Source organism: Pseudomonas sp. Irchel 3H3, from assembly GCF_900187635.1.
In the GTDB taxonomy this organism is placed as follows: Bacteria; Pseudomonadota; Gammaproteobacteria; order Pseudomonadales; family Pseudomonadaceae; genus Aquipseudomonas.
On record NZ_FYEC01000016.1, the window covers coordinates 107,838 to 130,531 of the forward strand.

The window sequence follows — 22,694 nt, forward strand, 5'->3', positions numbered from 1 at the left end:
GCGATGACCTTCAACCCCGGTAAAAAGCTCTACACCTGCGATGTGACCCTGCGCGACGGCAGCCATGCGATTCGTCACCAGTACTCGATCCAGAACGTGCAGGACATCGCCCGCGCCCTGGACAAGGCCCGCGTCGACGCCATCGAAGTGGCCCACGGCGATGGCCTGCAAGGGTCGAGCTTCAACTATGGTTTCGCCGCCCACACCGACCTTGAGTGGATCGAAGCGGCGGCGGATGTGATCAGCCACGCCAAGATCACTACCTTGTTGTTGCCCGGGATCGGCACGGTCCACGACTTGAAAGCGGCCTACAACGCCGGGGCACGGGTGGTGCGCATCGCCACCCATTGCACCGAGGCGGACGTTTCCCGCCAGCACATCGAGTACGCCCGCGCGCTGGGCATGGACACCGTGGGGTTCTTGATGATGAGCCACATGATCCCTGCCGAGCAGCTTGCCGCCCAAGCCAAACTGATGGAAAGCTACGGCGCCACGTGCGTGTACATGGCCGACTCCGGGGGGGCGATGAGCATGCAGGATGTGCGCGAGCGTTTGCGCGCCTTCAAGGCGGTGCTCAAGCCCGAGACCCAGACCGGCATGCACGCCCACCACAACCTGGCGCTGGGGGTGGCCAACTCGATTGTCGCGGTCGAAGAAGGCTGCGACCGCATCGACGCCAGCCTCGCGGGCATGGGCGCCGGTGCCGGTAACGCGCCGCTGGAAGTGTTCATCGCCGCCGCCGACCGCCTGGGCTGGAACCACGGCACCGACCTCTACACCTTGATGGACGCCGCCGATGACATCGTCCGCCCGCTGCAAGACCGTCCGGTGCGGGTCGACCGCGAATCCCTGGCCTTGGGGTATGCCGGCGTGTACTCCAGCTTCTTGCGCCACGCGGAAATCGCCGCGCAGAAGTACGGCATCAAGGCGGTGGACATCCTCGTCGAACTGGGCAAGCGACGCATGGTCGGCGGCCAGGAAGACATGATCGTCGACGTCGCCCTGGACCTGCTCAAACGCTAACCCCACTGACCCCACACAACCAAATGTGGGAGCGAGCTTGCTCGCGATGACTGAGTGCCAGTCGACATCACCGTTGCCTGACACATCGCCATCGCGAGCAAGCTCGCTCCCACAGGAGAACCGGGCATGTTCGCCCTTGGAGCAACACCCATGACCACCGACATCGCCTACATCGCCAAGGCCCTGGACCAGGCAGCACGCAAAGCCGAAGCCGTGGCGCAGTTCAGTACCCACACGCCGTTCAGCCTCGATGAGGCCTACCAGATCCAGCGGGCATCGATGCACCATCGCTACGCTGGCGGCGAGCGCCAGATCGGCCTCAAGCTGGGCTTCACCAGCCGGGCGAAGATGATCCAGATGGGCGTCGACAGCCTGATCTGGGGCTGGCTCACCGACGCCATGCTCGAAGAAGACGGCGGCGTCGTCGACCTGCAGCGCTACATCCATCCACGGGCCGAACCCGAGGTGTGCTTTCTCACCCGGCGCACCATCGACCGCCCCTTGACCGCACTGGAAGCGGTCGACTACCTGGAAGCCGTGGCACCGGCGATCGAGATCATCGACTCGCGCTACCAGGCCTTCAAGTTCAGCCTCGAAGACGTGGTCGCCGACAACTGCTCCTCCGCCGGGTTGGTGGTCGGCGCCTGGTCCCGCGACTTCGCCGGCCTGGACAACGCCGGGGTGCTGATGCGCATCAATGGCCGGGTGGTCCAGGCCGGCTCCACGGCCGCGATCCTCGGCCACCCGCTGCGCAGCCTGGTGCAGGCCTCGCAGTTGCTGGCCAAGGCCGAGATCGCCCTGCCCGCCGGCAGCCTGATCATGGCCGGTGCCGCCACCGCCGCCGAAGCCCTGAGCCCGGGCGCCCATGTCAGCGTGCAAATCGCCGGTTTCGGCGAATGCGGCTTCAGCATTGCCAACCACCCAGGAGCAGGACAATGAGCCTCAATCGATCGACCGTGGTCGCCGGCAAGGCGACGCCACGCGGACGTTTTCCCCACATCAAGCGCGCCGGTGATTTCCTCTACGTCTCCGGCACCAGTTCGCGGCGTCCCGACAACAGTTTCGAAGGCGTGGAAGTCGATGCCCTGGGCACCACCCGCCTGGATATTCGCGCGCAGACCCGCGCCGTGATCGAGAACATCCGCGACATCCTCAACAGCGAAGGCGCGGGCCTCGCGGACCTGGTCGAACTCAGCAGTTTTCTCGTCGACATGAACGACTTCGACGGTTACAACCAGGTCTACGCGCAGTACTTCGACGAAACCGGCCCGACCCGTACCACTGTGGCCGTGCACCAACTGCCCCACCCGCACTTGCGCATCGAAATCAAAGCCGTGGCCTACGCCCCCCTCAACGCTTAAGGACAACAAGATGGACAAGCATCACTTCAGTCCACCCCTGAACTTCAATCGCTGGATCGAAGAATACGCCCACCTGCTCAAGCCACCGGTGGGCAATCGCCAACTGTGGAAAGACAGCGACACCATGGTCACGGTGGTCGGCGGCCCCAACCAGCGCACCGACTTCCACGATGACCCGGTGGAGGAGTTCTTCTACCAGTTCAAGGGCAATGCCTACCTGAACATCTGGGACCGCGGCCAGTACGAGCGCATCGATTTGCGCGAAGGCGACATGTACCTGATGGCCCCGCACGTGATCCATTCGCCCCAGCGCCCGGAGCCCGGCAGCCTGTGCCTGGTGATCGAAAAGTCCCGTCCAGAAGGACAGTTCGATGCCCTGCAGTGGTCCTGCGCCCATTGCGGCACCCTGGTCAAACGCTATGAGTTGCAATTGCAAAGCATCGTCAACGACCTGCCGCCGGTCTATGAACAGTTCTACGCCACCAGCGACGCCGAACGACGTTGCCAGGGGTGCGGTGAGATCCACCCCGGTCGCGATTGGCAAACCTGGCACCGCACCCTCGAAGCGGTGAAACGCCCATGAAAATCGACATGCATTCGCACTTTTTCCCCACCATCAGCCAGGCCGAGGCTGCACGCCTGAGCGCCGACCGCGGGCCGTGGTTGCACACCAGCGGACGCACTGGGCAGATCATGGTCGGCGACCAGCCGTTCCGTCCGGTGCACGACGTGCTGTGGGACATGCACCGGCGCATCGAGCACCTCGACGAACAGGGCCTGGACGTGCAGATCATGTGCGCCACGCCGGTGTTGTTCGCCTACGATGCGCCGATCGAGCGCGCCCTGCCCTGGGCGCAACTGATGAACGACCGCGCCCTGGAAATGACCGCCGTGGCCCCGGACCGGCTCAAGGTCCTGGCCCAGGTGCCGCTGCAGGACATCGACGCCGCCTGCCGGGAGGCCAGCCGGGCCAAGGCGGCCGGCCATGTCGGTGTGCAGATCGGCAACCACGTCGGCAATCAGGATCTGGACCACGAAGGCCTGGTGAGGTTTTTCACCCACTGTGCCGAGGACGATATCCCAGTGCTGGTCCACCCGTGGGACATGATGGGCGGCGAGCGCATGCGCAAGTGGATGCTGCCGTGGCTGGTGGCGATGCCAGCGGAAACCCAGCTGGGGATTCTGTCGCTGATCCTCTCGGGTGCCTTCGAACGCATTCCGCCTTCACTGCGCCTGTGCTTTGCCCACGGCGGTGGCGGCTTCGCCTTCCTGCTGGGGCGTGTGGACAATGCCTGGCAACACCGCGACATCGTCCGCGAAGACTGCCCGAACCTGCCGTCGAGCTACGTCAAACGCTTCTTCGTCGACTCCGCCGTATTCGATCCGCGCTCGCTGAAGTTGCTGGTGGACGTGATGGGCAGCGACCGGGTAATGCTCGGCTCCGACGCCCCGTTCCCCCTCGGGGAGCAGAGCATTGGTGCCGGGGTGATCGAGCATCCTGAGCTGGATCAGGCGACCAAGGCGCAGATCCTGGGGAGCAACGCCCAGGCGTTCTTCGGGCTCTGACCCAACGCTGCACCCAGCCCCGCCGCAAGCGATTGCCGCGGGGCTTTTACATGCCCCCCACACAGTGTTTTTCAGCTGCCCACAGATTTTGCCTACCCCCACCGGGATCTTGGGTGCCCATGGATTTTGCAGGCACCCACCAAACCTGTGGGAGCGGGCTTGCCCGCGATGGCGGTGTATCAGGCACCACAATATTGAATGTCCCGGCCCCATCGCGGGCAAGCCCGCTCCCACCGAGATCTTCGGTGACCACAGATTTTGCAGACACCCACCAAACCTGTGGGAGCGGGCTTGCCCGCGATGACAGTGTGTCAGGCACCACAATATTGAATGTCCCGGCCCCATCGCGGGCAAGCCCGCTCCCACCGAGATCTTCGGTGCCCATGGATTTTGCAGACACCCACCAAACCTGTGGGAGCGGGCTTGCCCGCGATGGCGGTGTGTCAGGCAGCATTGATGTTGAATGTCCCGGCCCCATCGCGGGCAAGCCCGCTCCCACCGGGATCTTCGGTGCCCGCAGATTTTGCAGTCACCCACAGAGATCTTCGGTGCCCATGGATTTTGCATATACCCACCAAACCTGTGGGAGCGGGCTTGCCCGCGATGGCGGTGGGTCAGGCAGCATCGATGTTGAATGTGCGGCCCCATCGCGAGCAGGCTCGCTCCCACCGGGATCGTGGTCGCTCGCAGGTTGTCCAGGCACAAAAAAAGGCGCCTTTCGGCGCCCGCTTTAAACCTGGCTTAAAACTTGTAGCGCACCCCCATCTGCAATCCCTCCGGGTTCTCGTTGCGCAACGGGCTTTCCAGGTTCCAGCTCACCGGGTAACGCACGTCCGAGTCGCGGTTGTGATGCACGTAGCCGTACACCGCATACAGGTCGGTCTGCTTGTTGAAGTTGTAGATGTACGCCAGGTTGATGCCCGTGGCGTCGCTCAAGGCTTGGTTCTTGCGGTCGTCCTTGTAGACAACACTGGCGGCAATATTCTGGGTGTCCCAGAAGTTGTGGCGAATCCCCAGCTGCAGGTCGCTGCCATTGGACTCGAAGTCCACCCACGGTGCGTAGGCGTAGTAACCGACATAACGGTGATAGACCGCCGTCAGGTCCGTGGTGCCCATGCTGTAGACCACGGTGAAGTAGGCATCGGTCGCCTGCTCCATGGTGTGCTTGTCCCACAGATTGCGTTGGTACTTACGATCCACCGCGGCGGCAAAATACCAGGGGCTGTCGGCCCAGTAGTCGATGCTGGTGCTGTAGACCACGCCGTCGCGACTGCCATCGTTCTCGCCCAGGGTCGCCATGCCACGAAACTGATAACCCTCGTAGCGCGGGCTGATGTACATCAGCGAGTCGTCTTCACGCCACGGTGCATAGAACACCTGGACGTTGTTGACCAGGCTGTAGTCGTTGCCATAGAGGGGGTCGGCATAGCCGTAGCTGTTGGCCGAGGGGGTGTCCTGGCGACCGGCGCTGAGGGTCCCCCAGCGCTCGGAGATCACCTGGTAATAGACTTCGCGCTTACCCGTCGAGTCATCGGAGTGGGGGTTGTACATGGCTTCATAGACGGCGTTGAGCTTGATGTCGTCCGTCACTTCCTGGAAATACTTGAACTGGATACGGTTGGAACTCAAGCCCGCACCCGTCAGCCGATCCACGGTGTCGCCTCCCGAGCGCGCCACTTCGTACGTCAGGTCGACCACCCCGGACACCTTGAACTCCGCATAGCAAGCGCCACTCATCAACGGAAGGGCGAGCAATAGTTTGCGCATGAAAAACTCCGGACACTGCACAAGCGCTGGCCGGTGGTTCGCTGTCGAACCACCGCCAGGCTTTGCTTATTTGTTTTTATGGTGAGTTGTCTGGTTTTCAGTCCCGGGCCGGCCAGGGTTTGCTCGGAGCCTCGAAATTCGGCTTACCGAGCAACGGCGTCGACAGGGCGTAGAAGCCGTGGTTGGTGAAGACCCAGATCAGGTTGCGGTCGTACTCGGTGTAGGTGCCGTGGGTCAGGTTGCCCATGGCGTAACTGGCCACGTTCTTGGTATCGAACGGCGGCACGAAGTAGGCACCGATGGTCGGTTTGCCCGGCTCACGCACGTCGAACACCTGGACCCCGGCGTTGTAGAACGCGTACGGCAGGATGCCCTCGCGCGCGACACCAGGCTGGGTGTAGTAACCGGAACGCTTGGGCCCGAAGCTGCCCTTGCGCTGGCAGTAGTCGGTGAACGCGGCGTCGGCTGGTGGCGTCGGACGCGGCAGCACGTACTGGATCGCCGGCTTCTGCGGGTTGCTGACGTCCACCGCGAAGATATCCTTCTTCGCCTCGAAGCAATCTTCCGACAGTGGGTAGCCACTGAAGTAAATGATCCCGGTCTTCTCCACTTGCGAGACGTCGATGTTGTCGCCTTCGGTACCGGCCACGCTCACCGGGAACTCCAGGTGACCGACCACTTTCATGTTGTCGGCCTGGGTGATGTCGACCACGTAGAGCCCCATCCCGCCCATGGCGGCGTAGCCGTATTTGCCACCCTGCTCGACGGTTTTCGGAATGAACAGCGACATGCGCGCGCCCATCCAGGACGCACGGTTACCGGCGCGCGGGTTGGCCTTGAACACGGCTTCGTGCTGCGGGTCACCGACGATCTGGCCGGGAATGGTCAGCATGTCCAGGAGCTTGGGGTTGCTCGGATCGGACATATCCCAGGACTGGTAGCCGGCGTTGTACAGGTCGTTGGGGTATTCGGTCAGTGCGTACTTGTCGCTCGGTGCGGCGGCCACGTACATCACGTCGCCCCCGAAGTAGGCGGGAATATCACGCACACCGGAGCCCTGCTGCTCGCCGATCGGCGCATCCGGGTGTTCGATGTCGGTGGTGCGGGTAGCGATCAGTTTCCAGTCGTCCGGCAACGGGCCATTCATCTCGTAGACCTTGAAGCCCTTGAGGTGCTTGGACTTGCGGATGGCCTCGACTTTGTCCGGCTCGCGGTACTTGTCGCTCAACACGCCAAAACGGCGAACCTCGAAGGACTGGACCATGATGTACTTGCCCAGTTTCTTGTTCCACTGCACCGACGCTGCGCCGAACATATCGTCCGCGGCATAGGGATTTTCTTCCTTGCCCGGGCCGTCCGCGCCCCAGGTCGAGCCCTTGGTGAACACCAGCTTCACGTCTTTGGGGTGGGTGATATCGAAGATCTTCAGGTTGCGGCGCACGTACTGGTAGAGGTAGCGCTTGCCGTCGAAGTCGACGATGTTCTGCCAGGTGTGAAACGGCTCGACCGTGATCGGGTAGTAGGCCTCGACTGTCATGTTCTTGATGTAGCTTTTGGTGTCCCAGTAATCCAGCTCGCCAGCGAACGGCTCACCTTCATGGCTGAACGGCGTGGCCACCGGGTGGGTGAACTTGCCCGTCGCCTTGTCCATGCCATAACTGCCCGGGGCCGGCATCGGTGGGATCTTGTCCACCGACAAGGCCGTCTGCTGTTTGACGAATGGGTCGCTGATATTGACCGGTTTCGAGCTGTCCGCCTGGACACTGGCGCACAGGCCCAGCATCACGCAGGCGCTCAGCGCGCTGGTCAAAAAAGGCACACGGCAAGTGCTGGGGAGTCGCATTGTTTTCATTATTCACTCCAGTGGTGTTGCCCAGGTGGGCAGTACAGGGGGTCTACAAAATGTCGATCGGGTAATCGGTGATCAGGCGAAAGTCATCCAGATCGCCGGAGCCCTGGTCGCGATCGGCCCGGTGCCAGGCCTGCCGGGCCCGCACACTCAAGCCCTTGGCCGGACCGGACTGGACCACGTAGCGCAGTTCCAGGTTGATTTCGTGATGCTGGCCGTCGTCGCCATAACGCCCGGCGTAGGGACTGTTGGCGGCGATGTGGCTGCCATCAATGCCCCAACCGCGCACATAGCGACTCATGAAACTCAGGCCGGGCACGCCGTAAGTAGCCAGCGCGAGGTCGTAACGCAGTTGCCAGGAACGCTCCTGCGGGCCGTTGAAGTCGGCGAATTGCGCCGCGTTGGGCAACAGGATCGAGGCCCCCTGGTCGTTGCCGTTGCGGCCGTGGCGGTCCTTGTCGCCGACACCGAGGTAATCGAAGGGGGTATCGCCGTCGATCTTCTGCAGCCCCAGCAACCAGCGATGACCACCGCTGCGCCAGAACGTCGAGAGGCCCAGGCTGGTGTTATTGATCTCGCCCGCCTTGGCCCGCCCCTCGTCCAGGGTGCGGTAGGCCGTCAGGCCCAGGCCGAGCTGGTTGTGCGAGTCGAGGTCGATGCGTGCGTCGAGGTTGGCGTAGTACTGGTTCCAGATATCCTTGAAGCGCGAGCCGTACAACGTGGCGCTCAACCCCGGCGTCAGTTGGTAGGTGCCGCCCAGGTAGTCCGCCGCCGGTGTGGTGACCCCGGCCATCACTGCCCACAGGTCGCCATCAGCATTGGTGGTCACCGGGCTGGTGCCGGAGGTGAAGTGCCCGGCCTGGACCTCCAGCGCCTCCACTTCACGGCTGATCAGCGACAGGCCCGTGGCGGTCTGCGGCACGATGCGAAAGTGACTGACGCCAAACACCGGGGTTTCCGGACGCTGCTCACCGTACTTGAGCACGCTGTCGGACAACCGCAGCTTCAGCGCCGCACCGGCCTTGCCGTAGCTGTCGGCCGGCTCGCCGTCATCGTGCACCGGCAGGTTGCCGGTACCGGACTTGTCCGCCGGGGCATCGAGTTTCAAGCCCAGGTAGGCGAAGGCATCCACGCCCACCCCCAGCGTGCCCTCGGTGAATCCGGAGCTGAACTGGCCAAGCACGCCTTGCGTCCAGTCGCGGGCATCGCGGCGGCCGTCTTCCTTGCTGCGGTTGAAGTAGGAGTTGCGCAGCAACAATTGCGCGCTGCTGTCGGCGATAAATCCGCGCGCCGGTTCTGCGGCGAACGAAGTCATCGCGCAGGCGCAGGCCAACAACAGAACGGTGGTTCTGGCGTGATTCATGACAACTCCGTGTGAAAGGTGGGCCGCTAAACACACAACCTGTGGGAGCGGGCTTGCCCGCGATAGCGGTGCGTCATCCAACCGTGACGCTGGATGCGCCGACCTCATGGCGGGCAAGACCGCTCCCACAAGGACTGTGTCTGGCCCTCATGTTTTCGGATTTGGAAAACGCCGGACCGTCCCTGGTCAGGCAGCGCCACTCAACGTTGCAGTGGCAAGGGCTTGGGCGCGTCTGTCGGGTGCACGGCCTTTTGCCGGAAGCGCAGGAAGTAGATCAACAGGATCACCGCCAGGAACGGAATGCCACACAGCAAGGTCGGGGCAAACTCTTCGGTGAACAGCGTGGTGACCATCACCGCCAGCATCAGCAGCAACCCGCCCAGGCTGGTCCATGGATACCCCCAGAGCTTGAAGGCCAGCGGTTGACCGGCCTGGCGGCGGCGGAAGAACAGGTGCGTGAGGAAGATCCCGGCCCAGGTGAACATCGCACCGAACATGGCGATCGACATCATCAGGGTGAAGGCTTTTTCCGGGTACGCCAGGTACAGCAGCGTTGCCAGGCCAATCCCCACCGACGACAGCAGCAGCGCTGACAGCGGCACCCCTTTGCTATTGAGGCGACCGAATACCGCCGGTGCCTGGCCGGCCCGCGACAGGCTGAACATCAAGCGCGTGGTGATGTACAGCTGACTGTTCATGGCCGACAGGGCGGCAATCAGAATCACCGCGTTGAACACCGCACCGGCATAAGGCACCCCAGTGGCCGCCATCACCGTGACAAACGGGCTCTGGCCGCCGCTGTTCTGGCCCCAGGGCACAATCGCCAGGACCAGGGCGATGGTCAGCAGGTAGAACACCACCAGGCGCACCACGGTAATCCGGAACGCGCGGGTCACTGCACGCTGCGGGTCCTTGGCCTCACCGGCCGCCACCGCGATCATCTCGATACTCAGGTAGCTGAAGAACGCGACGATCACCGCCACCCAGGTGCCCCACCAGCCATTGGGGAAAAAGCCCCGGTCGTTGCTGTAGTTGGCAAAGCCGATCGAGGAGTCGGCCGGCGCGCCGTACACCACATAGGCGCCCAGCAGGATGAACACCACGATGGCGCAGAGCTTGATCAGCGAGAACAGGTACTCGATGGCACCAAATACCTTGACGCTGAAGGCGTTGGCGACGATCAGCGCCATGGAGAACGCGACCATCCAGTAGCCACCCGGCACGTCCGGGTACCAGTACCTCATGTACATCGCCGCCGCCGTGATCTCGGTCCCGACCGCAAACACGATCGACGACCAGTAGGCATAGCGGATCGCGAAGCCAAACCAGGGCGCCACGTAGAACTCGGCAAAGGAACCGAACGACCCCGAGGTCGGATGGCGCACGGTCATCTCCGCCAGGCAGCCCATCAGCAACAGGGCGATCAAGGCACCGATGCCATAGCTGACCAGGACGCTGGGGCCGGCAAAGCCGATGGCAAAACCGCTGCCCAGGAACAGGCCGGTGCCGATGGCGCCACCAATGGCGATCATCGACAACTGGCCGCTGGTAAGGCTCTGCTTCAAGCCTTTTTCGCGGTCTATCAAGTGTTCGAAGGTGCTGGTTGTTTTTGTCATTGCACGTTTGCTCCGAATCGGTGGGAGGAACTCAGGTCACTGACTTGCGGGCCAGGAACTCCGGGCGATCCCATTCTTGTTGTTCGAGAATTGCACGCAGGGCGACCACGCTGTCCCAGACATCGACATAGCGGATGTACAGCGGGGCAAACCCGAAGCGCAGGATGTCCGGCGCGCGGAAGTCGCCAACGATGCCCCGGGCGATCAGCGCCTGCATCACCGCGTAGGCTTGCTCATGCGCCAGCGACACCTGGCTGCCGCGTTCTTCGCCGTTGCGCGGTGAGCGCAACTCGATGCCCAGGCCCGCCAGTTGCTCATCGCACAGCTGGATGAACAGATCGCCCAGGGCCACGCTTTTCTCGCGCAGCAGGTTCAGGTCGACGCCATCGAACACTTCCAGTGCAGCCTCCAGCGCCAACACGCCGAGCTGGGGCGCGGTGCCGGTGAGCATCCGGTCGATGGTCGGGTGGGGCCGGAAGTGATGGTCGAAATCGAACGGCTTGGCGTGCCCGTGCCAGCCCGTGAGCGGCTGGCGGATATGCGGGATGTGGCGTTCGGCAACAAACACGAAGGCCGGCGCGCCAGGTCCGCCGTTGAGGTACTTGTAGCCACAGCCCACGGCGAAGTCGGCGTTCACCCCATTGAGTGCAATCGGCATGGCACCGGCCGAATGGCACAGGTCCCAGACCACCAGCGCGCCAACCGCATGGGCCCGCTCGGTAATGCGCGCCATGTCGTAGCGCTTGCCGGATTTGAAGTTGACGTGGGTCAGGGACACGATCGCCACGTCTTCATCCAGGGCATCGAGAATCTCGTCCGGCTCGACGCAGCGCAGTTGGCTGCCGGTCAGTTCGGCCACGCCATCGGCGATGTACACGTCGGTGGGGAAGTTGCCCTTCTCCGCCAGGATCACACTGCGCCCAGGACGCAGGCGAGTCGCCGCCACCAGCACTTTGAACAGGTTGATCGAGGTCGAGTCGGCAACGATCACCTCGTGCCCCTGGGCACCAATCAAGGCGGCGATTTTCGCGCCGGTGCGCTGCGGGGCCGGGTACCAGTTGGCATCGTTCCAGGAACGAATCAGGCCCTGGGCCCATTCCTGCTTGAGGACTTTCTCGATGCGCGCGGGAATGTGTGCCGGCATCGCGCCCAGCGAATTGCCATCGAGGTAGATCTCGCCCTCCGGCAAATCGAAACGCTCACGCGAGGCGCCCAAGGCATCAAGACGGTCAAGGTACTCAAAATCCGCTCGCGTCGCGGGGCTGGACATGGACATACAGGCTCCTTCAGGATTTTCTTTTTCTAATTTAGGTCGACGGTCTGCGACTTGAGGGGCAGTCCGCTACGAAGTGGCTTGATGCTACCCTCGCATGCCATTACCCGAAAATAGAAAAGCCTGCGTCAAGTATTCTCGACCGTTATAGCCAGCCAATCCGCACATCGGCTCAATCGCCCTGCAATGCACCATCTGTCACACACCGTTCACTCATTGTTCAGATTCGCCGCCCTATACTTTGCCGCCCTCCTCCCCGTCCTCTCCTTCGGTGGCCCCCAGCACATGACGCGCCCAGCTCCGTTGTTATTCCTGCTCGCCGCCCTGCTGTTTTTCTTCGCCCTGGGCAATCACCAACTACAAGGCTCCACCGAAGCCCGGGTCGCCGGGATTGCCATGCAGATGCACCTGGACAATGACTGGGTGACCCCCCGCCTGCTCGACCAAGCTTTTCTGGAAAAACCACCCCTGAGCCTGTGGCTTGATGCGGCAGCGATTCGCACATTCGGCGGCACGCCCTGGGCGGTGCGCCTGGCGTCGGCCTTTGCCGGGTTGTTCAGCGTGATGCTGCTGTATGGGGCGCTGCGCCGCTTTGGCCGACCCAGGGCGATCGCCTTCAGCGCGGGGATCATGCTGGCCACCATGGGCAGTTACTGGGGCAATGTGCGCGGAGTCGGTGAAGATGCGCTGCTGAGCCTGGGGGTCAGCCTGGCGTTGCTGGCCTTTTATCAGGCCCATCGACAACAGGCCGCCCGGCAGAGTGCCAAGGCCAGCTGGATGGTGTTCGCGCTCGGCATCGCCATCGCCACGTTGAGCAAGGGCGTGCTCGGCCTGGCGATGCCGGGAGTGGTGATCTTTGCCTTCCTGCTGGCTGAGAGCCTGATCGACAAGCGCTTCACACTGACGCGCTGGGTACGCCCGGCACTGATGACGGTGTTCGGGCTGATTCCGCTGCTGATCTGGCTGTGCATGCTCTACCAGCGCGGCGGCGCATCGGCCCTGGCCGAGGTGCTGCTGACCAACAGCGTCGGGCGTTTTAATGGCTCGTTCGTCGAGGCCGGCCACTACGAGCCGTTCTACTACTACCTGGGCAAACTGCCAGAAGCCTTCCTGCCGTGGAACATCCTGGTCTACCTGGGGCTGTGGCACTTTCGCAAAAGCCTGGCGAACAACCGCTACCTGCTGTTCTTCACCCTGTGGCTGTTGGCGCAGTTCCTGATGCTGACGCTGGCCTCCAGCAAACGCACGGTGTACCTGATGTCGATGACACCCGCCGCCGCGGTGATCGCGGCGGAATATGCCGCAGTGCTGTTCGAGCGCCTGCGCGAGCACACCACGGCGAGCAATTGGCTGGGCAAGGTCGCGCGTTCCCGCCGGGCTATCGCCATTGGCCTGCTCAGCCTGGTCATTGCGGCGTACCTGAGTGCCGCCCAATGGGCCGCGCCGCGCGCAGACCGGAGCTTGTCATTCCTGCCGCTGATGCAACAGATCCAGGCGCTCCAAGCCGAGGGTCGGCAAGTGGCGCTGTACCAGGCCAACGAACGAACGGCCGGGGCATCCGTGTTCTACACCCGGAGCATGCTCAGGAATCTACAGACAGAAGCCGAGTTGACCGCCTACCTGGGCACTTCTCCCTCCCACGTAGCGCTGATCGCCAGCGACCAGGAGCCCGCGCCGCCGCTGCAGGTACTGCAGAAAATGTCGGTGAGCCGGCAGGCGTATTACTTTGTGGGGGAGTAACACTGCCAGTAGTTGTAAGCCTTTCAGGACTTCAGCGAAAGGCATCACTTTGCAAAGCAGGCCAATCACTTAGAGAGAAAGCCTACATAAGCCAAAGAAACGTCTGATTTATCTTCCTTTACCCCGTCATCTAGCGTGCGTCCTTTCGAGCAAACAAGGACGCACGTCGCATGAAGCGCTATCACATCACCGTCGGGGCCAAGACCACCGCCCGAGACGGCAATGAAGTCGAATGAGCAAAGCCGAATTTGTCGTGGGTTCTCTCGGCGGAGCCATTCTCATACTGATATTCATCTGGATCGCCGTCGCGCTCTACCTGGCCTACACCAAGATGGATGTGATGCTGGAGCACCTGAAGAACAGTTCAGCGGTCAAGGCGCTGGCGTTCTATCGACAACTCGGAGTCTGGGGACACTTGAAGTTGATAGGGGAAATTGCTGCGCTCATCACCTCCCCCGACAAGTGTATTAAAAGCGGCCGCCTCAGCGCGCAAGATATCGAGAACTTCCCCGCGCCACTGAAAAAAAAGCTGGTACTTCTGCGCTGGAGCGTACTCGTACTTGTGAGCCTGCTTTTTCTAGTGGGTGGCATCGGCAAAATAGCTGGCTGGTTCTAGTCACTATCGGCGTATTCATTTGCCAGCGAGGTCGATCTCACGCTCGCCTTCGCTGGCAATCTCCTATGTAGGTCGTGACCTGCGCTGCAGGACCGACCTCAACCTGCTGCCTCGACCTGCGTCGTAGAGTCCGGTGCCTTGACCTTCTGCAACACCGGCACATCCAGCCGCGCCCGCCCGTAGAACGCCAGCGCCGTCAGCAAGCAGGTCAGCCAGACGAAGATCCCCGCCCAAAAGGTGTGGGACATGTAGTGCCAGCCTTGCAGGACCCGTGTGGTGCCATAGATGAAGCCCAGTCCCAGCGAGCCCCACAGGATGGCCTTGGAAAAGCGCCACTGATGACGCCGGGCCACGAAGTACAGGGCCAGCATGGTGAAGCCGCCGGAGGCATGGCCGCCTGGCCAGCAGCGGCCGTCGCCCGCTTCCTTGAACAACTGGAAGTTGCTGTACCACTCGATATGCGCGAGCTTGCCGCCATAGAGAGTGGTCTCGATCGGGCAGTACACGCTGGTGTGCGCCTTGAGGAAGTGGATCACCCCGGTGCAGAGGGCGAAGGCAAACACCACGAACCAGAAGTCCCGGCGATACTCGGTGGTAAAGCGCAGCACGGGCGCCACCTTGCTTCGCTCCAGAATCGCGCTGAAGCCTGGGTATTTCTGACGATTGATCCGCGGCCAGGCAAACGACAACAACCCGCCGATCAGGGCGATTTCTGCGGTCCAGTTCGGCACGATCCGCGCCCATTTGTGGGTGAACTGCTCAAACAAGCGGATGTGATCGAGTGGGAAAGTCTGGCTGACTGGGTCGAACAACAGGTTACTGAAGGCTATGTCGACCTGGGTCATGTCGAACAACAGGAACACCAGCGCCGCACAGAGCAGCGCGATTCCCAGGTTCATCCAATAGAATCGCTGGCGCGCGAACAGTTGCATCGTGGATCCCCACTCGGTATCGATCGCCGGACACTAAAGACCGGCAGGTGGGTGGTTGGTGAAATGAATGTGAAAAAAACCTGATCTCAGGCAAGCCCTCCGACAACGCGCTGAATAGCGCGTGATCCGCTTGTGACAAAAATCGGTTCAGCTATCGCGACTGCGGCCGATACAGGCCATCTACACCCCTTGCTGGCTCCCAAAAAAAACAATCTTCCAGCCCAATGACGACTAAGTAGTGCAACGTTCCTGGAGGAATTGTTTATGAATAGCTGGTTCGCCAACATCAGCGTCAACCTCAAGCTGGGCCTGGGTTTCGGCCTGGTGCTGGCCCTTACCTGCGTGCTCGCCCTGACGGGCTGGACCAGCCTGGGCGGGCTGATCGACCGCAGCAACTGGATGAGCGACATCACCCGCCTCAACGCGGGGCTGACCAAGCTGCGCATTACCCGCCTGCAGTACATGCTGGCCAACGGTGACGAGGGCGTGGCCCAGACCGTGCAAAGCTCCCTCGATGACTTCAAGGCCCAGCAACAGGCCCTGCTGGCGCAGTTCAAGAGCCCGGACAACCTCAAGCTGCTCCGCGAGCAAGGTGCGGTCATCGACGCCTACCAGCAGTCGCTGAACAAAATGCGCAGCGCCTACCTGGCTGCCAACAGTGCGCGCCAGGCCATGGGCGACAACGCGGAAATCGCCAACAACCTGATCAACGACATCAACAGCCGTGTGCGCCAGATGCCCCTCAGCGACCAGCGCTTCGAGCAGTTCCAGGTGATCACCGAGGCCAAGGAGCAGTTCCTGTTGGCCCGCTACGAAGTGCGCGGCTACACCGCCGACAGCAACCCGGCCACCGAGCAGAAGGCCGCCGTGCAACTGGACGCCGCGATTGCCAGCCTGAAAACCCTCAACCAGCATTTTGCCGACACCCAGGGCGACGCCCTGCGCCAGCTGGAACGGGTGCTGAGCAGCTACCGCAGTGCCTTGCAGACCTACAAGGCAGCCAATAGCCAAGCCATCACCGCACGCCAGGAAATGACCGTCCAGGGCAGCGACATCGTGACCCGCAGCGACGCGCTGTATCAGATCCAGCTCGATCGTCGCGACATCGAAAGCGCCCAGGCCCGCACCCTGCAACTGATCAGCACCTTGCTGGCCTTGCTGGTCGGCGTGCTCGCCGCAGTGCTCATCACCCGCCAGATCACCCGTCCGCTGCGCGACACCCTGGCAGTGGTCGAACGAATTGCCAGCGGCGACCTGACCCAGGACATCCGCGTTACCCGTCGTGACGAACTTGGCGTATTGCAGCAAGGCATCGCCCGCATGGGCGTGACCCTGCGCGACCTGATCAGCGGCATTCGTGATGGCGTGACCCAGATCGCTAGCGCCGCCGAGGAGCTATCGGCGGTGACCGAAGAAACCAGCGCCGGGGTCAACAGCCAGAAGGTCGAGACCGATCAGGTTGCCACCGCGATGCACGAGATGACCGCCACCGTGCAGGAAGTCGCGCGTAACGCCGAACAAGCCTCGCAAGCTGCCGCGGCCGCCGATGGCGAAGCCCGTGAAGGTGATCGGGTGGTCAACGAAGCGATCACCCAGATCGAGCGCCTGGCCAGTGAGGTGGTGCGTTCCACCGAGGCCATGAGCGTCCTGCAGAAGGAAAGCGACAAGATCGGCAGCGTCATGGACGTGATCAAGGCCGTGGCCGAGCAGACCAACCTGCTGGCGCTCAACGCCGCCATTGAAGCGGCTCGGGCCGGTGAAGCGGGACGTGGCTTCGCCGTGGTTGCCGACGAAGTCCGCGGCCTGGCGCAACGCACGCAGAAATCCACCGAGGAAATCGAAGGCCTGGTGGCCGCATTGCAGAACGGCACCCAGCAGGTCGCCACGGTGATGAGCAACAGCCGCAGCCTGACCGACAGCAGCGTGCAACTGACCCGCAAGGCCGGCTTGTCGCTGGAAAACATCACCCGCACGGTGTCGAATATCCAGTCGATGAACCAGCAGATCGCCGCCGCAGCCGAGCAGCAAAGCGCGGTCGCCGAGGAAATCAGCCGCAGTATCGTCAACGTGCGCGACGTCTCGGAACAGACCGCCGCCGCCAGCGACGAAACCGCCGCCTCGAGCATTGAACTGGCACGCCTGGGTAACCAGTTGCAGATGATGGTCAGCCACTTCCGGGTCTAGGCCTACGCGTTAAACCACAGCCGCGCGTCATCGTTGACGCGCGGCTTTGCCTTACCGCGTACCGCGTTGGCGCAACGCCGACGGCATGAAGTAGGAGTCCTCTGGCACCGGTTGCGCGAAGTCCACGGTTTCCGACTCTTCGTTATCCAGGTTCTGCACGTAGTAACGGCGCGCCTGCAAGTCGTGGAACACGTCCAGCGCACTCCAGGTGGTGGGCAGGTCGTAGAAGTTCTTCAGGTAGCCCATCGACACCCGCCACAACTCCCCTCGCCCGTCGTACTGATCCACCACGGCCGCGCCCCAGCTGTCCTCGTCGAGAAACAGCACGCGCTTGGAGTAGATGTGCCGCGAGCCCGGCTTCAGCGTGCCCTCCACCACCCACACCCGGTGCAGCTCATAGCGGGTGAATTTCGGGTTGAGGTGCCCCGGCGTGAGCAGGTCCGCGTACTTCACTTCAGGGCTGGTGACCTTGTAGTTGTTGTAGGGAATGTAGACCTCTTTCTTGCCCACCAACTTCCAGTTGTAGCGGTCTGGCGAGCCGTTGAACAGGTCGGTGTCGTCCGCCGTGCGCAAGCCATCGGAAGAAGCGATCGGGGTGTCGTACGCCAGGTTCGGTGCCCGCCGCACGCGGCGTTGCCCGGCGTCGTAGACCCAAGCCTGGCGTGGGTCCTTGATCTGGTCCAGGGTCTCGTGCACCAGCGCCGCACCACCGGCCAGGCGCGCCGGGCTCTTCACGAAGGCCAGGTAGTAGAACAGGATGTTTTTCAGGTCGGCGAACTGCCCACCCGGACGGTAGTAGGTGAACAGCCCTTCCTGTTGCGAAGTCACCAGGGCGAAGCTGCCATTGCGCTGCACCGGTGCTTCGGAAGCGCGGCGTACCACATAGATTCCGCGATAGCGGGTGATGTGGTTCCACAACGCCTCGACGCCGTCCTTGGGCACCGGGAACGGCACGCCGCCATAGGCATCGCTGAAGCCGTTGCCACCGTCCAGCAACTTGGCCGAGGTGGCGTTCTTGAAGGTGTTGTCGTACAGCCACTGCGGCGCCGAGCCGGAGCGACGGCTGGGGTAGATCGGCATCTGGAAGGTGTCGGGGTAGCTGTTGAACAACGCGATCTGACCCGCCGTCAACTGCCCCTTGTACTGCTCCAGGTTGGCCTTGGTGATGGTGAACAACGGCTTGTCGGTGGGGAATGGGTCCAGGTGATGCTTGCCCGGCACATAGCCCTTGGGCGCCTGAGTGATGCCGCCATCCCAGGCCGGGATGGTGCCGGCCGCGTTACCCGCACGCTCGGCGCCCAGGGGCGTCAGGCTGGTTTTCAGTTGCTGCGCGTCCTGGGGTGACAGCGCGGCCAGCGCGCTGCCCGCTGCCAGGCTGAGGACCAGCGCCAGGCTGGTCTTGAGCAATCGTGGTGTGTGAAGCATGGACATTCTCCGAATCAAAGGCAGGGCCACAGCACCCGCATGCCAGGGGGCCTGAACCGTCACAGGAAATACTTGAGGTTAAAACCGACGTTGTCGCGGTCACGAATGCTGTTGTTCTGCCCACCGCCGTAGAACTCGGTGTATTGCAGCTCCGCTTCCAGCTTGTTCTGGTAGTTGGCCTTGATCCCCAGGGTGTAGGCCTTGCGCCCTTCGATGGTATTGCCGGCCTGGTAGCTGTTGCCCTTGAAGTCGTCTTTGTAGACCGCGTACGGCGAAACGTTGACCCCGGCGTACACGTCGTTCCAGGTGCCGTTGACCATCAGGGTGTAGCTGTAGGAGTCGCGATTGATCTGATCGTCCCGATCACCGCCCGAGACATAGGAGGTGTTGCCGGTGCCGGCGTAGTAGCGGTTGCTGCCGTCGAAGGCGGTGTACTGCAGGCTGCTGCCGCGCAAGTGCTCGGAGGCCAGCTCGAATACGCCAAACAGCGAATCGAACGACAGGTTCGGGCCGAAGTTGTAGATGCTGCCCAACGAGGTATTGAACGCTTCCACGCGCTCGGCGTTGTTGATCTGGCTGTCGAGGGTGACCATCTGCCCACCGACGTTGATCGACTGGCCAGTTACCGCAGCGGCTGCGCCGTTGGCCAGGTCACCGATCAGGTCGTTGGTCGCCGCGATGCCAATCGGCAGGTTCGGCCGGTAGGCCAACTCACCGAAGACCGAAGCCTGACCCAAGGTGGTGTTGAAGCTGAAGCCATACATGCGGATGTCTTCGGCGTAGCGGCGATTGGCCTGGATGTTGCCCATCACGTCGGCGGTGGCCAGGCCATTGGCCAATGCAGCGGCCTGGCTACCGGCCAGACCGCTCAACAGATTGGTCAGGGCGTCCATGTCGATGCCCTTGTAGCCACCCAGATTGGCGGCGATGGTCGGCTCCTTGGCGTGATAGTTGACCATGTACACGCCGAACTCGGTGCTGTTGAGCTCTTCGGCGATGTAGCGGAAGGCGAAGCCGAACTGGCCGTCGTTACGCGCGTTGATGTCCTTGCCGATGGACGCCACCTTGAGGGTGTTGCCGTAGGCCGGGGTCACGCCGTTGGCGTACAAGCCGGTGCTGCCCAGGATCTGGTTGAGCGCCGGGTTGTTGCCCAGCGCTTCGTACAAGCCGATCACGTTGCCAAAGCCCGGCACTGGCGTATCCAGGGCGGTGCCGCTGAAGTTGTTGTAGCCGGTGTTACCGCCGTCGGCGAACAGGTCGCCCTGGGAGTAGAAGGTGCCGACCGGATCAATGCGGGTTTCTTTCCAGTTGGTCTGGTAGAAACTTTCCATGGTCAGGTTGTCGCTCAGGCCGATGTTGAAGCTGACCGCCTCCACCGGCATCAGCACTTCCTTGACCTCGGCACCCGGCAGGCGGTACTTGGCCGCGTCCACCGGGTTGGTGGTGTTGATCCCGCCGCGATAGAAAATGCCTTCGCCCCAGTTGAATACCTGGCGACCCAGGCGTGCCGTCACCGGCATCTGCGCCACGTCCCAGTTGCCATAGACGTAGGCGTCGAGCATCTCGACCCGGCTGCCGGCGATGTCGCGAGTCTCGTCGGTGAAATGGTCGTCGTCGGGGTAACTCTGGCTCGGTTGCGAGGGGCTGTTGTTGCGGTAGTAATCGTTGCGCTTGTCCATCAACTGAGTGTCGTAGAACGCGGTGCCGCGCATGAACACCCCGTAGTTCTGGTAGTTGGCTTCCAGCTCCGAGGTGATCTTGTACACCTCGGATACCAGCCCGGTGTCGAAGTTGCGATTGCCATCGTTGGTGTTGACGTCGTCGTTGCTCTTGTCCCGTCCCTGGACCCGCCACAAGCGACCGTAGGACAAGGTGCTGTCGAACGAGCCCGTGACCTGGTTGTCCAGTACCTTGAACTCGGCAGCCAACGCGCCATCGACCACGCATAGCTGCAACAGCCCTGCCAGGCCTACCCCGGATATCGCCGCGCCCGAATGGCGTAATCGAATCCTCATGCGGTGTTCCTCCCTTCCCTGATCTTGTTGTTTTTGTTTTCGGGCAGCGGTTAAGGCGCTGCGTTGCCTGCCACCGCTGGCGCGAGTCCGGCACCGACATAAATCCGGCTGTGCGCACCGAAATGCCCCAACAACTGGAACAGCTGCTGGTTGAGTAATGGGTGGTCGTAGTCTTCGGTTTGCAGCTGATTGCCACTGCTGAAATTGCTGGTAGCCGGCGCCGTCTCCAGCCATTCACCGATGGCCTGGTCAAACATGGCGCCGGCCTCGGCGGACTGAGCGCTGACCACGTCGCGCAGGTAGTCCACCGAATAGGGCGGGTAGCTGGTGTCTTGTGCGGTATCGGCGTAGGCCTGGAGCATCGGATGCACGGGCTGCCCGCTGCGCAACAGGCTGTAGAGCCAGGCGGCCTGATACTTCTCCACCTCCATATGGCGACTGGCAACCCGCTCGATGGCCGCGCGCTTGTCACTGTCGTAACCGGCCAGGGCCTGGCCTTCCATCAGCAGCATGCTCGCCAGCTCGACGCCCGGCAGTGGCTTGGCGTGATAGGGCTGGGTCAGGTCCTGAATGTGGTGCAGGCCCCAGCCAAGAAAGCGGTAACCCCAGTAGGAATGACCCGTGGCGAACGCTAGCCGCGCCAGGCCCAGGTACTGAAAGGCGCGCCAATCCGGCCAACTGCGCTGCAGAAAACCGGCGGCGGCATAGACCACTGGGCTCTCGTGGAAGAAGCCCATATGGAACGGCGCCTGGGAGCTGTACTGGAATCGCTCATCGCCGAACGGCTGCGGACCGAAGCCGTAGACCGCGGCCACCTCGCCGGGGTTGTCGCTGAACAGGTTGATGTCATGCCCGTAATCCGGCTCGTCGGCGGCGCTGGCCAGCACGGCCAGGGGCGCGACGTGTTCACCCTGCTCGAGCAGGATGAAGCGCTGGCGATTCCACGGCGACAGGGTCTGCTCGACCATCACCTGTTCGGCCTTGAGGTGCGCGCGCTGTGGCTGGTCCTGCCCGGGCATCGGTTGGATCACCATGGCCAGGTGGATCTGCGGATTGACCCGCAGGGCGTTGAGAAACGCCTGGCGCACATTGTCCCCCGGCGTAGCGGGCAACTTCAGGTTGTCGGGACGTGGCGGGTACTGGGCAAAGTGCTGACGAGCGAATTGCTCCTGCTGCTCGAGCAACTCGGCGATGGCGCCATATTGCTCAGTGAGGAACTGCTCCAGCGGCTCGACCGTGACCTGGGGCGCCTCGCGCAGGGCCGGCAACTCCTGCAACGCCAGGTAGCTGCCGACCGTATGGTTGGACCAACCCCACGCCGCCGGAGCGGTGCCGCAGAGCAGCAGCAGGAGAATTGTCAGCTTCATTGCTTTTGGTTCTTATTGGCTGAATTCGAGCACTGAGCCTAACAACCGACCCCGGCCCTGACACTGTCCAATCTGGCCAAAAAAACTCTCCGATAGCGCCATCGCGAGCAGGTTGGGTGGCGGTATACACAATCTGCGAACAGCTAAAATCCATTGTGGGAGCGAGCCTGTGGGACCGGGCTTGCCCGGGATGGCGGTGTGTCAGGTCGATAAATGTTGGCTGTGAGCTGGCCCCATCGCGGCATAGGTATCTACACAACTGTGGTGCGACGTTGCACCTGTGGGCCTCTGGGGTGTTGGATTAGACCGAGTACATATCCATTTCTTCGGTAACGGCCTCCTATGGTTCCGCCTGACGGCGGCTCACTTTTGAACAGCGCAAAAGTAAGCAAAACGCTCTTACCGGTATGACTCACCCACATGGGTTACAAATCAGTTCAAGCACATAGGTAACAGTTATTAACTGGCATGGTCGATTTCGCGAGGATCTGACCATGCCCTGGAGAGAGCTGAAACCTATGGATCGAAAAGTGATGTTCATCGCTGCCTATCTGGCGGACAAACACACCTTCAGCAAGCTGTGCAGTGACTACGAGA

General features: G+C 62.3%; 17 protein-coding genes and 2 pseudogenes. 10 read left to right on the plus strand and 9 right to left on the minus strand.

Annotated features, from left to right (window positions below; translation table 11 throughout):
• The first annotated feature begins 3 nt into the window (after positions 1 to 3).
• The 5 genes from dmpG (at position 4) to CKW24_RS17995 (ending at position 3,950) form a co-directional block, all read left to right on the plus strand.
• Positions 4 to 1,023 carry a 4-hydroxy-2-oxovalerate aldolase gene (dmpG, locus tag CKW24_RS17975; protein ID WP_095169509.1) on the plus strand — a complete coding sequence of 340 codons (1,020 nt, stop codon included), beginning with the start codon at positions 4 to 6 and terminating at the stop codon, positions 1,021 to 1,023.
• A 150-nt stretch (positions 1,024 to 1,173) separates the two neighbouring features.
• Entirely contained in the window at positions 1,174 to 1,962 is a 789-nt protein-coding gene (locus CKW24_RS17980) for a 2-keto-4-pentenoate hydratase (RefSeq protein ID WP_095169510.1), read from the plus strand.
• Positions 1,959 to 2,384, plus strand: a complete 426-nt coding sequence (locus CKW24_RS17985; protein WP_095169511.1) for a RidA family protein — start codon at positions 1,959 to 1,961, stop codon at positions 2,382 to 2,384. The genes CKW24_RS17980 and CKW24_RS17985 overlap by 4 nt, the downstream gene beginning before the upstream one ends.
• Positions 2,385 to 2,394: 10 nt before the next feature.
• Entirely contained in the window at positions 2,395 to 2,967 is a 573-nt protein-coding gene (locus tag CKW24_RS17990) for a 3-hydroxyanthranilate 3,4-dioxygenase (RefSeq protein WP_095169512.1), read from the plus strand.
• On the plus strand, positions 2,964 to 3,950 hold the full coding sequence (locus tag CKW24_RS17995; protein WP_095169513.1) for an amidohydrolase family protein: 987 nt from the start codon (positions 2,964 to 2,966) through the stop codon (positions 3,948 to 3,950). Before CKW24_RS17990 ends, CKW24_RS17995 begins: the two co-directional genes overlap by 4 nt.
• A gap of 741 nt (positions 3,951 to 4,691) precedes the next feature.
• On the opposite strand, the gene CKW24_RS18000 is transcribed toward CKW24_RS17995, so the two are convergent.
• From CKW24_RS18000 to kynU, 5 genes are all read right to left on the minus strand, one after another.
• Complete coding sequence (locus tag CKW24_RS18000; RefSeq protein WP_095169514.1) at positions 4,692 to 5,717, minus strand: porin; 1,026 nt, start codon at positions 5,715 to 5,717, stop codon at positions 4,692 to 4,694.
• Between the two features lie 97 nt (positions 5,718 to 5,814).
• A complete protein-coding gene (locus CKW24_RS18005; RefSeq protein WP_095169515.1) occupies positions 5,815 to 7,536 on the minus strand; it encodes a hypothetical protein in 1,722 nt (573 codons plus the stop codon).
• Between the two features lie 76 nt (positions 7,537 to 7,612).
• Positions 7,613 to 8,929 carry an OprD family porin gene (locus CKW24_RS18010; protein ID WP_095169516.1) on the minus strand — a complete coding sequence of 439 codons (1,317 nt, stop codon included), beginning with the start codon at positions 8,927 to 8,929 and terminating at the stop codon, positions 7,613 to 7,615.
• Positions 8,930 to 9,129: 200 nt separating this feature from the next.
• Positions 9,130 to 10,545: an amino acid permease gene (locus CKW24_RS18015; protein ID WP_095169517.1), complete on the minus strand. Its 1,416-nt coding sequence runs from the start codon at positions 10,543 to 10,545 to the stop codon at positions 9,130 to 9,132.
• Positions 10,546 to 10,576: 31 nt separating this feature from the next.
• Complete coding sequence (kynU, locus tag CKW24_RS18020; protein ID WP_095169518.1) at positions 10,577 to 11,821, minus strand: kynureninase; 1,245 nt, start codon at positions 11,819 to 11,821, stop codon at positions 10,577 to 10,579.
• Positions 11,822 to 12,103: 282 nt separating this feature from the next.
• On the opposite strand from kynU, the gene CKW24_RS18025 reads away from it, so the two are divergent.
• Together CKW24_RS18025 and CKW24_RS18030 are read left to right on the plus strand one after the other, a co-directional pair.
• Positions 12,104 to 13,558, plus strand: coding sequence for a glycosyltransferase family 39 protein (locus tag CKW24_RS18025; protein ID WP_095169519.1), 1,455 nt, complete (start codon positions 12,104 to 12,106; stop codon positions 13,556 to 13,558).
• 232 nt (positions 13,559 to 13,790) lie between these two features.
• Positions 13,791 to 14,174: a hypothetical protein gene (locus tag CKW24_RS18030; RefSeq protein WP_095169520.1), complete on the plus strand. Its 384-nt coding sequence runs from the start codon at positions 13,791 to 13,793 to the stop codon at positions 14,172 to 14,174.
• A gap of 98 nt (positions 14,175 to 14,272) precedes the next feature.
• On the opposite strand, the gene CKW24_RS18035 is transcribed toward CKW24_RS18030, so the two are convergent.
• Positions 14,273 to 15,106: a phosphatase PAP2 family protein gene (locus CKW24_RS18035; RefSeq protein WP_095169521.1), complete on the minus strand. Its 834-nt coding sequence runs from the start codon at positions 15,104 to 15,106 to the stop codon at positions 14,273 to 14,275.
• A gap of 399 nt (positions 15,107 to 15,505) precedes the next feature.
• Here CKW24_RS18035 and CKW24_RS28670 point away from each other — a divergent pair.
• Positions 15,506 to 16,384: pseudogene (locus tag CKW24_RS28670) on the plus strand (methyl-accepting chemotaxis protein); the annotation flags it as partial.
• Positions 16,385 to 16,585: 201 nt separating this feature from the next.
• Positions 16,586 to 17,290 (plus strand): methyl-accepting chemotaxis protein, encoded by a 705-nt coding sequence (locus CKW24_RS28675; protein ID WP_371917597.1) that lies wholly within the window; start codon positions 16,586 to 16,588, stop codon positions 17,288 to 17,290.
• A 51-nt stretch (positions 17,291 to 17,341) separates the two neighbouring features.
• Here CKW24_RS28675 and CKW24_RS18045 read toward each other — a convergent pair whose 3' ends face one another.
• The 3 genes from CKW24_RS18045 to CKW24_RS18055 are packed head-to-tail and all read right to left on the minus strand — an operon-like array spanning position 17,342 to position 22,097.
• The gene (locus tag CKW24_RS18045; RefSeq protein ID WP_095169523.1) at positions 17,342 to 18,715 is read right to left on the minus strand and encodes a DUF1329 domain-containing protein; all 1,374 of its coding nucleotides are present in this window, start codon (positions 18,713 to 18,715) and stop codon (positions 17,342 to 17,344) included.
• 59 nt (positions 18,716 to 18,774) lie between these two features.
• Positions 18,775 to 20,730, minus strand: a complete 1,956-nt coding sequence (locus tag CKW24_RS18050; protein ID WP_095169524.1) for a DUF1302 domain-containing protein — start codon at positions 20,728 to 20,730, stop codon at positions 18,775 to 18,777.
• A gap of 50 nt (positions 20,731 to 20,780) precedes the next feature.
• Positions 20,781 to 22,097 (minus strand): phospholipase, encoded by a 1,317-nt coding sequence (locus CKW24_RS18055; protein ID WP_095169525.1) that lies wholly within the window; start codon positions 22,095 to 22,097, stop codon positions 20,781 to 20,783.
• A gap of 494 nt (positions 22,098 to 22,591) precedes the next feature.
• Here CKW24_RS18055 and CKW24_RS28680 point away from each other — a divergent pair.
• Positions 22,592 to 22,694: pseudogene (locus CKW24_RS28680) on the plus strand (helix-turn-helix domain-containing protein); the annotation flags it as partial.

What these genes read in the sequence shown, in the direction of transcription:
- CKW24_RS17995 (WP_095169513.1), top strand. Translation starts at nt 2,964, where the DNA reads ATGAAAATCGACATGCATTCGCACTTTTTCCCCACCATCAGCCAGGCC.
- CKW24_RS18035 (WP_095169521.1), bottom strand. Translation starts at nt 15,106, where the DNA reads ATGCAACTGTTCGCGCGCCAGCGATTCTATTGGATGAACCTGGGAATC.
- CKW24_RS18050 (WP_095169524.1), bottom strand. Translation starts at nt 20,730, where the DNA reads ATGAGGATTCGATTACGCCATTCGGGCGCGGCGATATCCGGGGTAGGC.
- CKW24_RS17985 (WP_095169511.1), top strand. Translation starts at nt 1,959, where the DNA reads ATGAGCCTCAATCGATCGACCGTGGTCGCCGGCAAGGCGACGCCACGC.
- CKW24_RS17990 (WP_095169512.1), top strand. Translation starts at nt 2,395, where the DNA reads ATGGACAAGCATCACTTCAGTCCACCCCTGAACTTCAATCGCTGGATC.
- CKW24_RS17980 (WP_095169510.1), top strand. Translation starts at nt 1,174, where the DNA reads ATGACCACCGACATCGCCTACATCGCCAAGGCCCTGGACCAGGCAGCA.
- CKW24_RS18045 (WP_095169523.1), bottom strand. Translation starts at nt 18,715, where the DNA reads ATGCTTCACACACCACGATTGCTCAAGACCAGCCTGGCGCTGGTCCTC.
- CKW24_RS18010 (WP_095169516.1), bottom strand. Translation starts at nt 8,929, where the DNA reads ATGAATCACGCCAGAACCACCGTTCTGTTGTTGGCCTGCGCCTGCGCG.
- CKW24_RS18025 (WP_095169519.1), top strand. Translation starts at nt 12,104, where the DNA reads ATGACGCGCCCAGCTCCGTTGTTATTCCTGCTCGCCGCCCTGCTGTTT.
- CKW24_RS18000 (WP_095169514.1), bottom strand. Translation starts at nt 5,717, where the DNA reads ATGCGCAAACTATTGCTCGCCCTTCCGTTGATGAGTGGCGCTTGCTAT.
- kynU (WP_095169518.1), bottom strand. Translation starts at nt 11,821, where the DNA reads ATGTCCATGTCCAGCCCCGCGACGCGAGCGGATTTTGAGTACCTTGAC.
- CKW24_RS18055 (WP_095169525.1), bottom strand. Translation starts at nt 22,097, where the DNA reads ATGAAGCTGACAATTCTCCTGCTGCTGCTCTGCGGCACCGCTCCGGCG.
- dmpG (WP_095169509.1), top strand. Translation starts at nt 4, where the DNA reads ATGACCTTCAACCCCGGTAAAAAGCTCTACACCTGCGATGTGACCCTG.
- CKW24_RS28675 (WP_371917597.1), top strand. Translation starts at nt 16,586, where the DNA reads ATGACCGCCACCGTGCAGGAAGTCGCGCGTAACGCCGAACAAGCCTCG.
- CKW24_RS18030 (WP_095169520.1), top strand. Translation starts at nt 13,791, where the DNA reads ATGAGCAAAGCCGAATTTGTCGTGGGTTCTCTCGGCGGAGCCATTCTC.
- CKW24_RS18015 (WP_095169517.1), bottom strand. Translation starts at nt 10,545, where the DNA reads ATGACAAAAACAACCAGCACCTTCGAACACTTGATAGACCGCGAAAAA.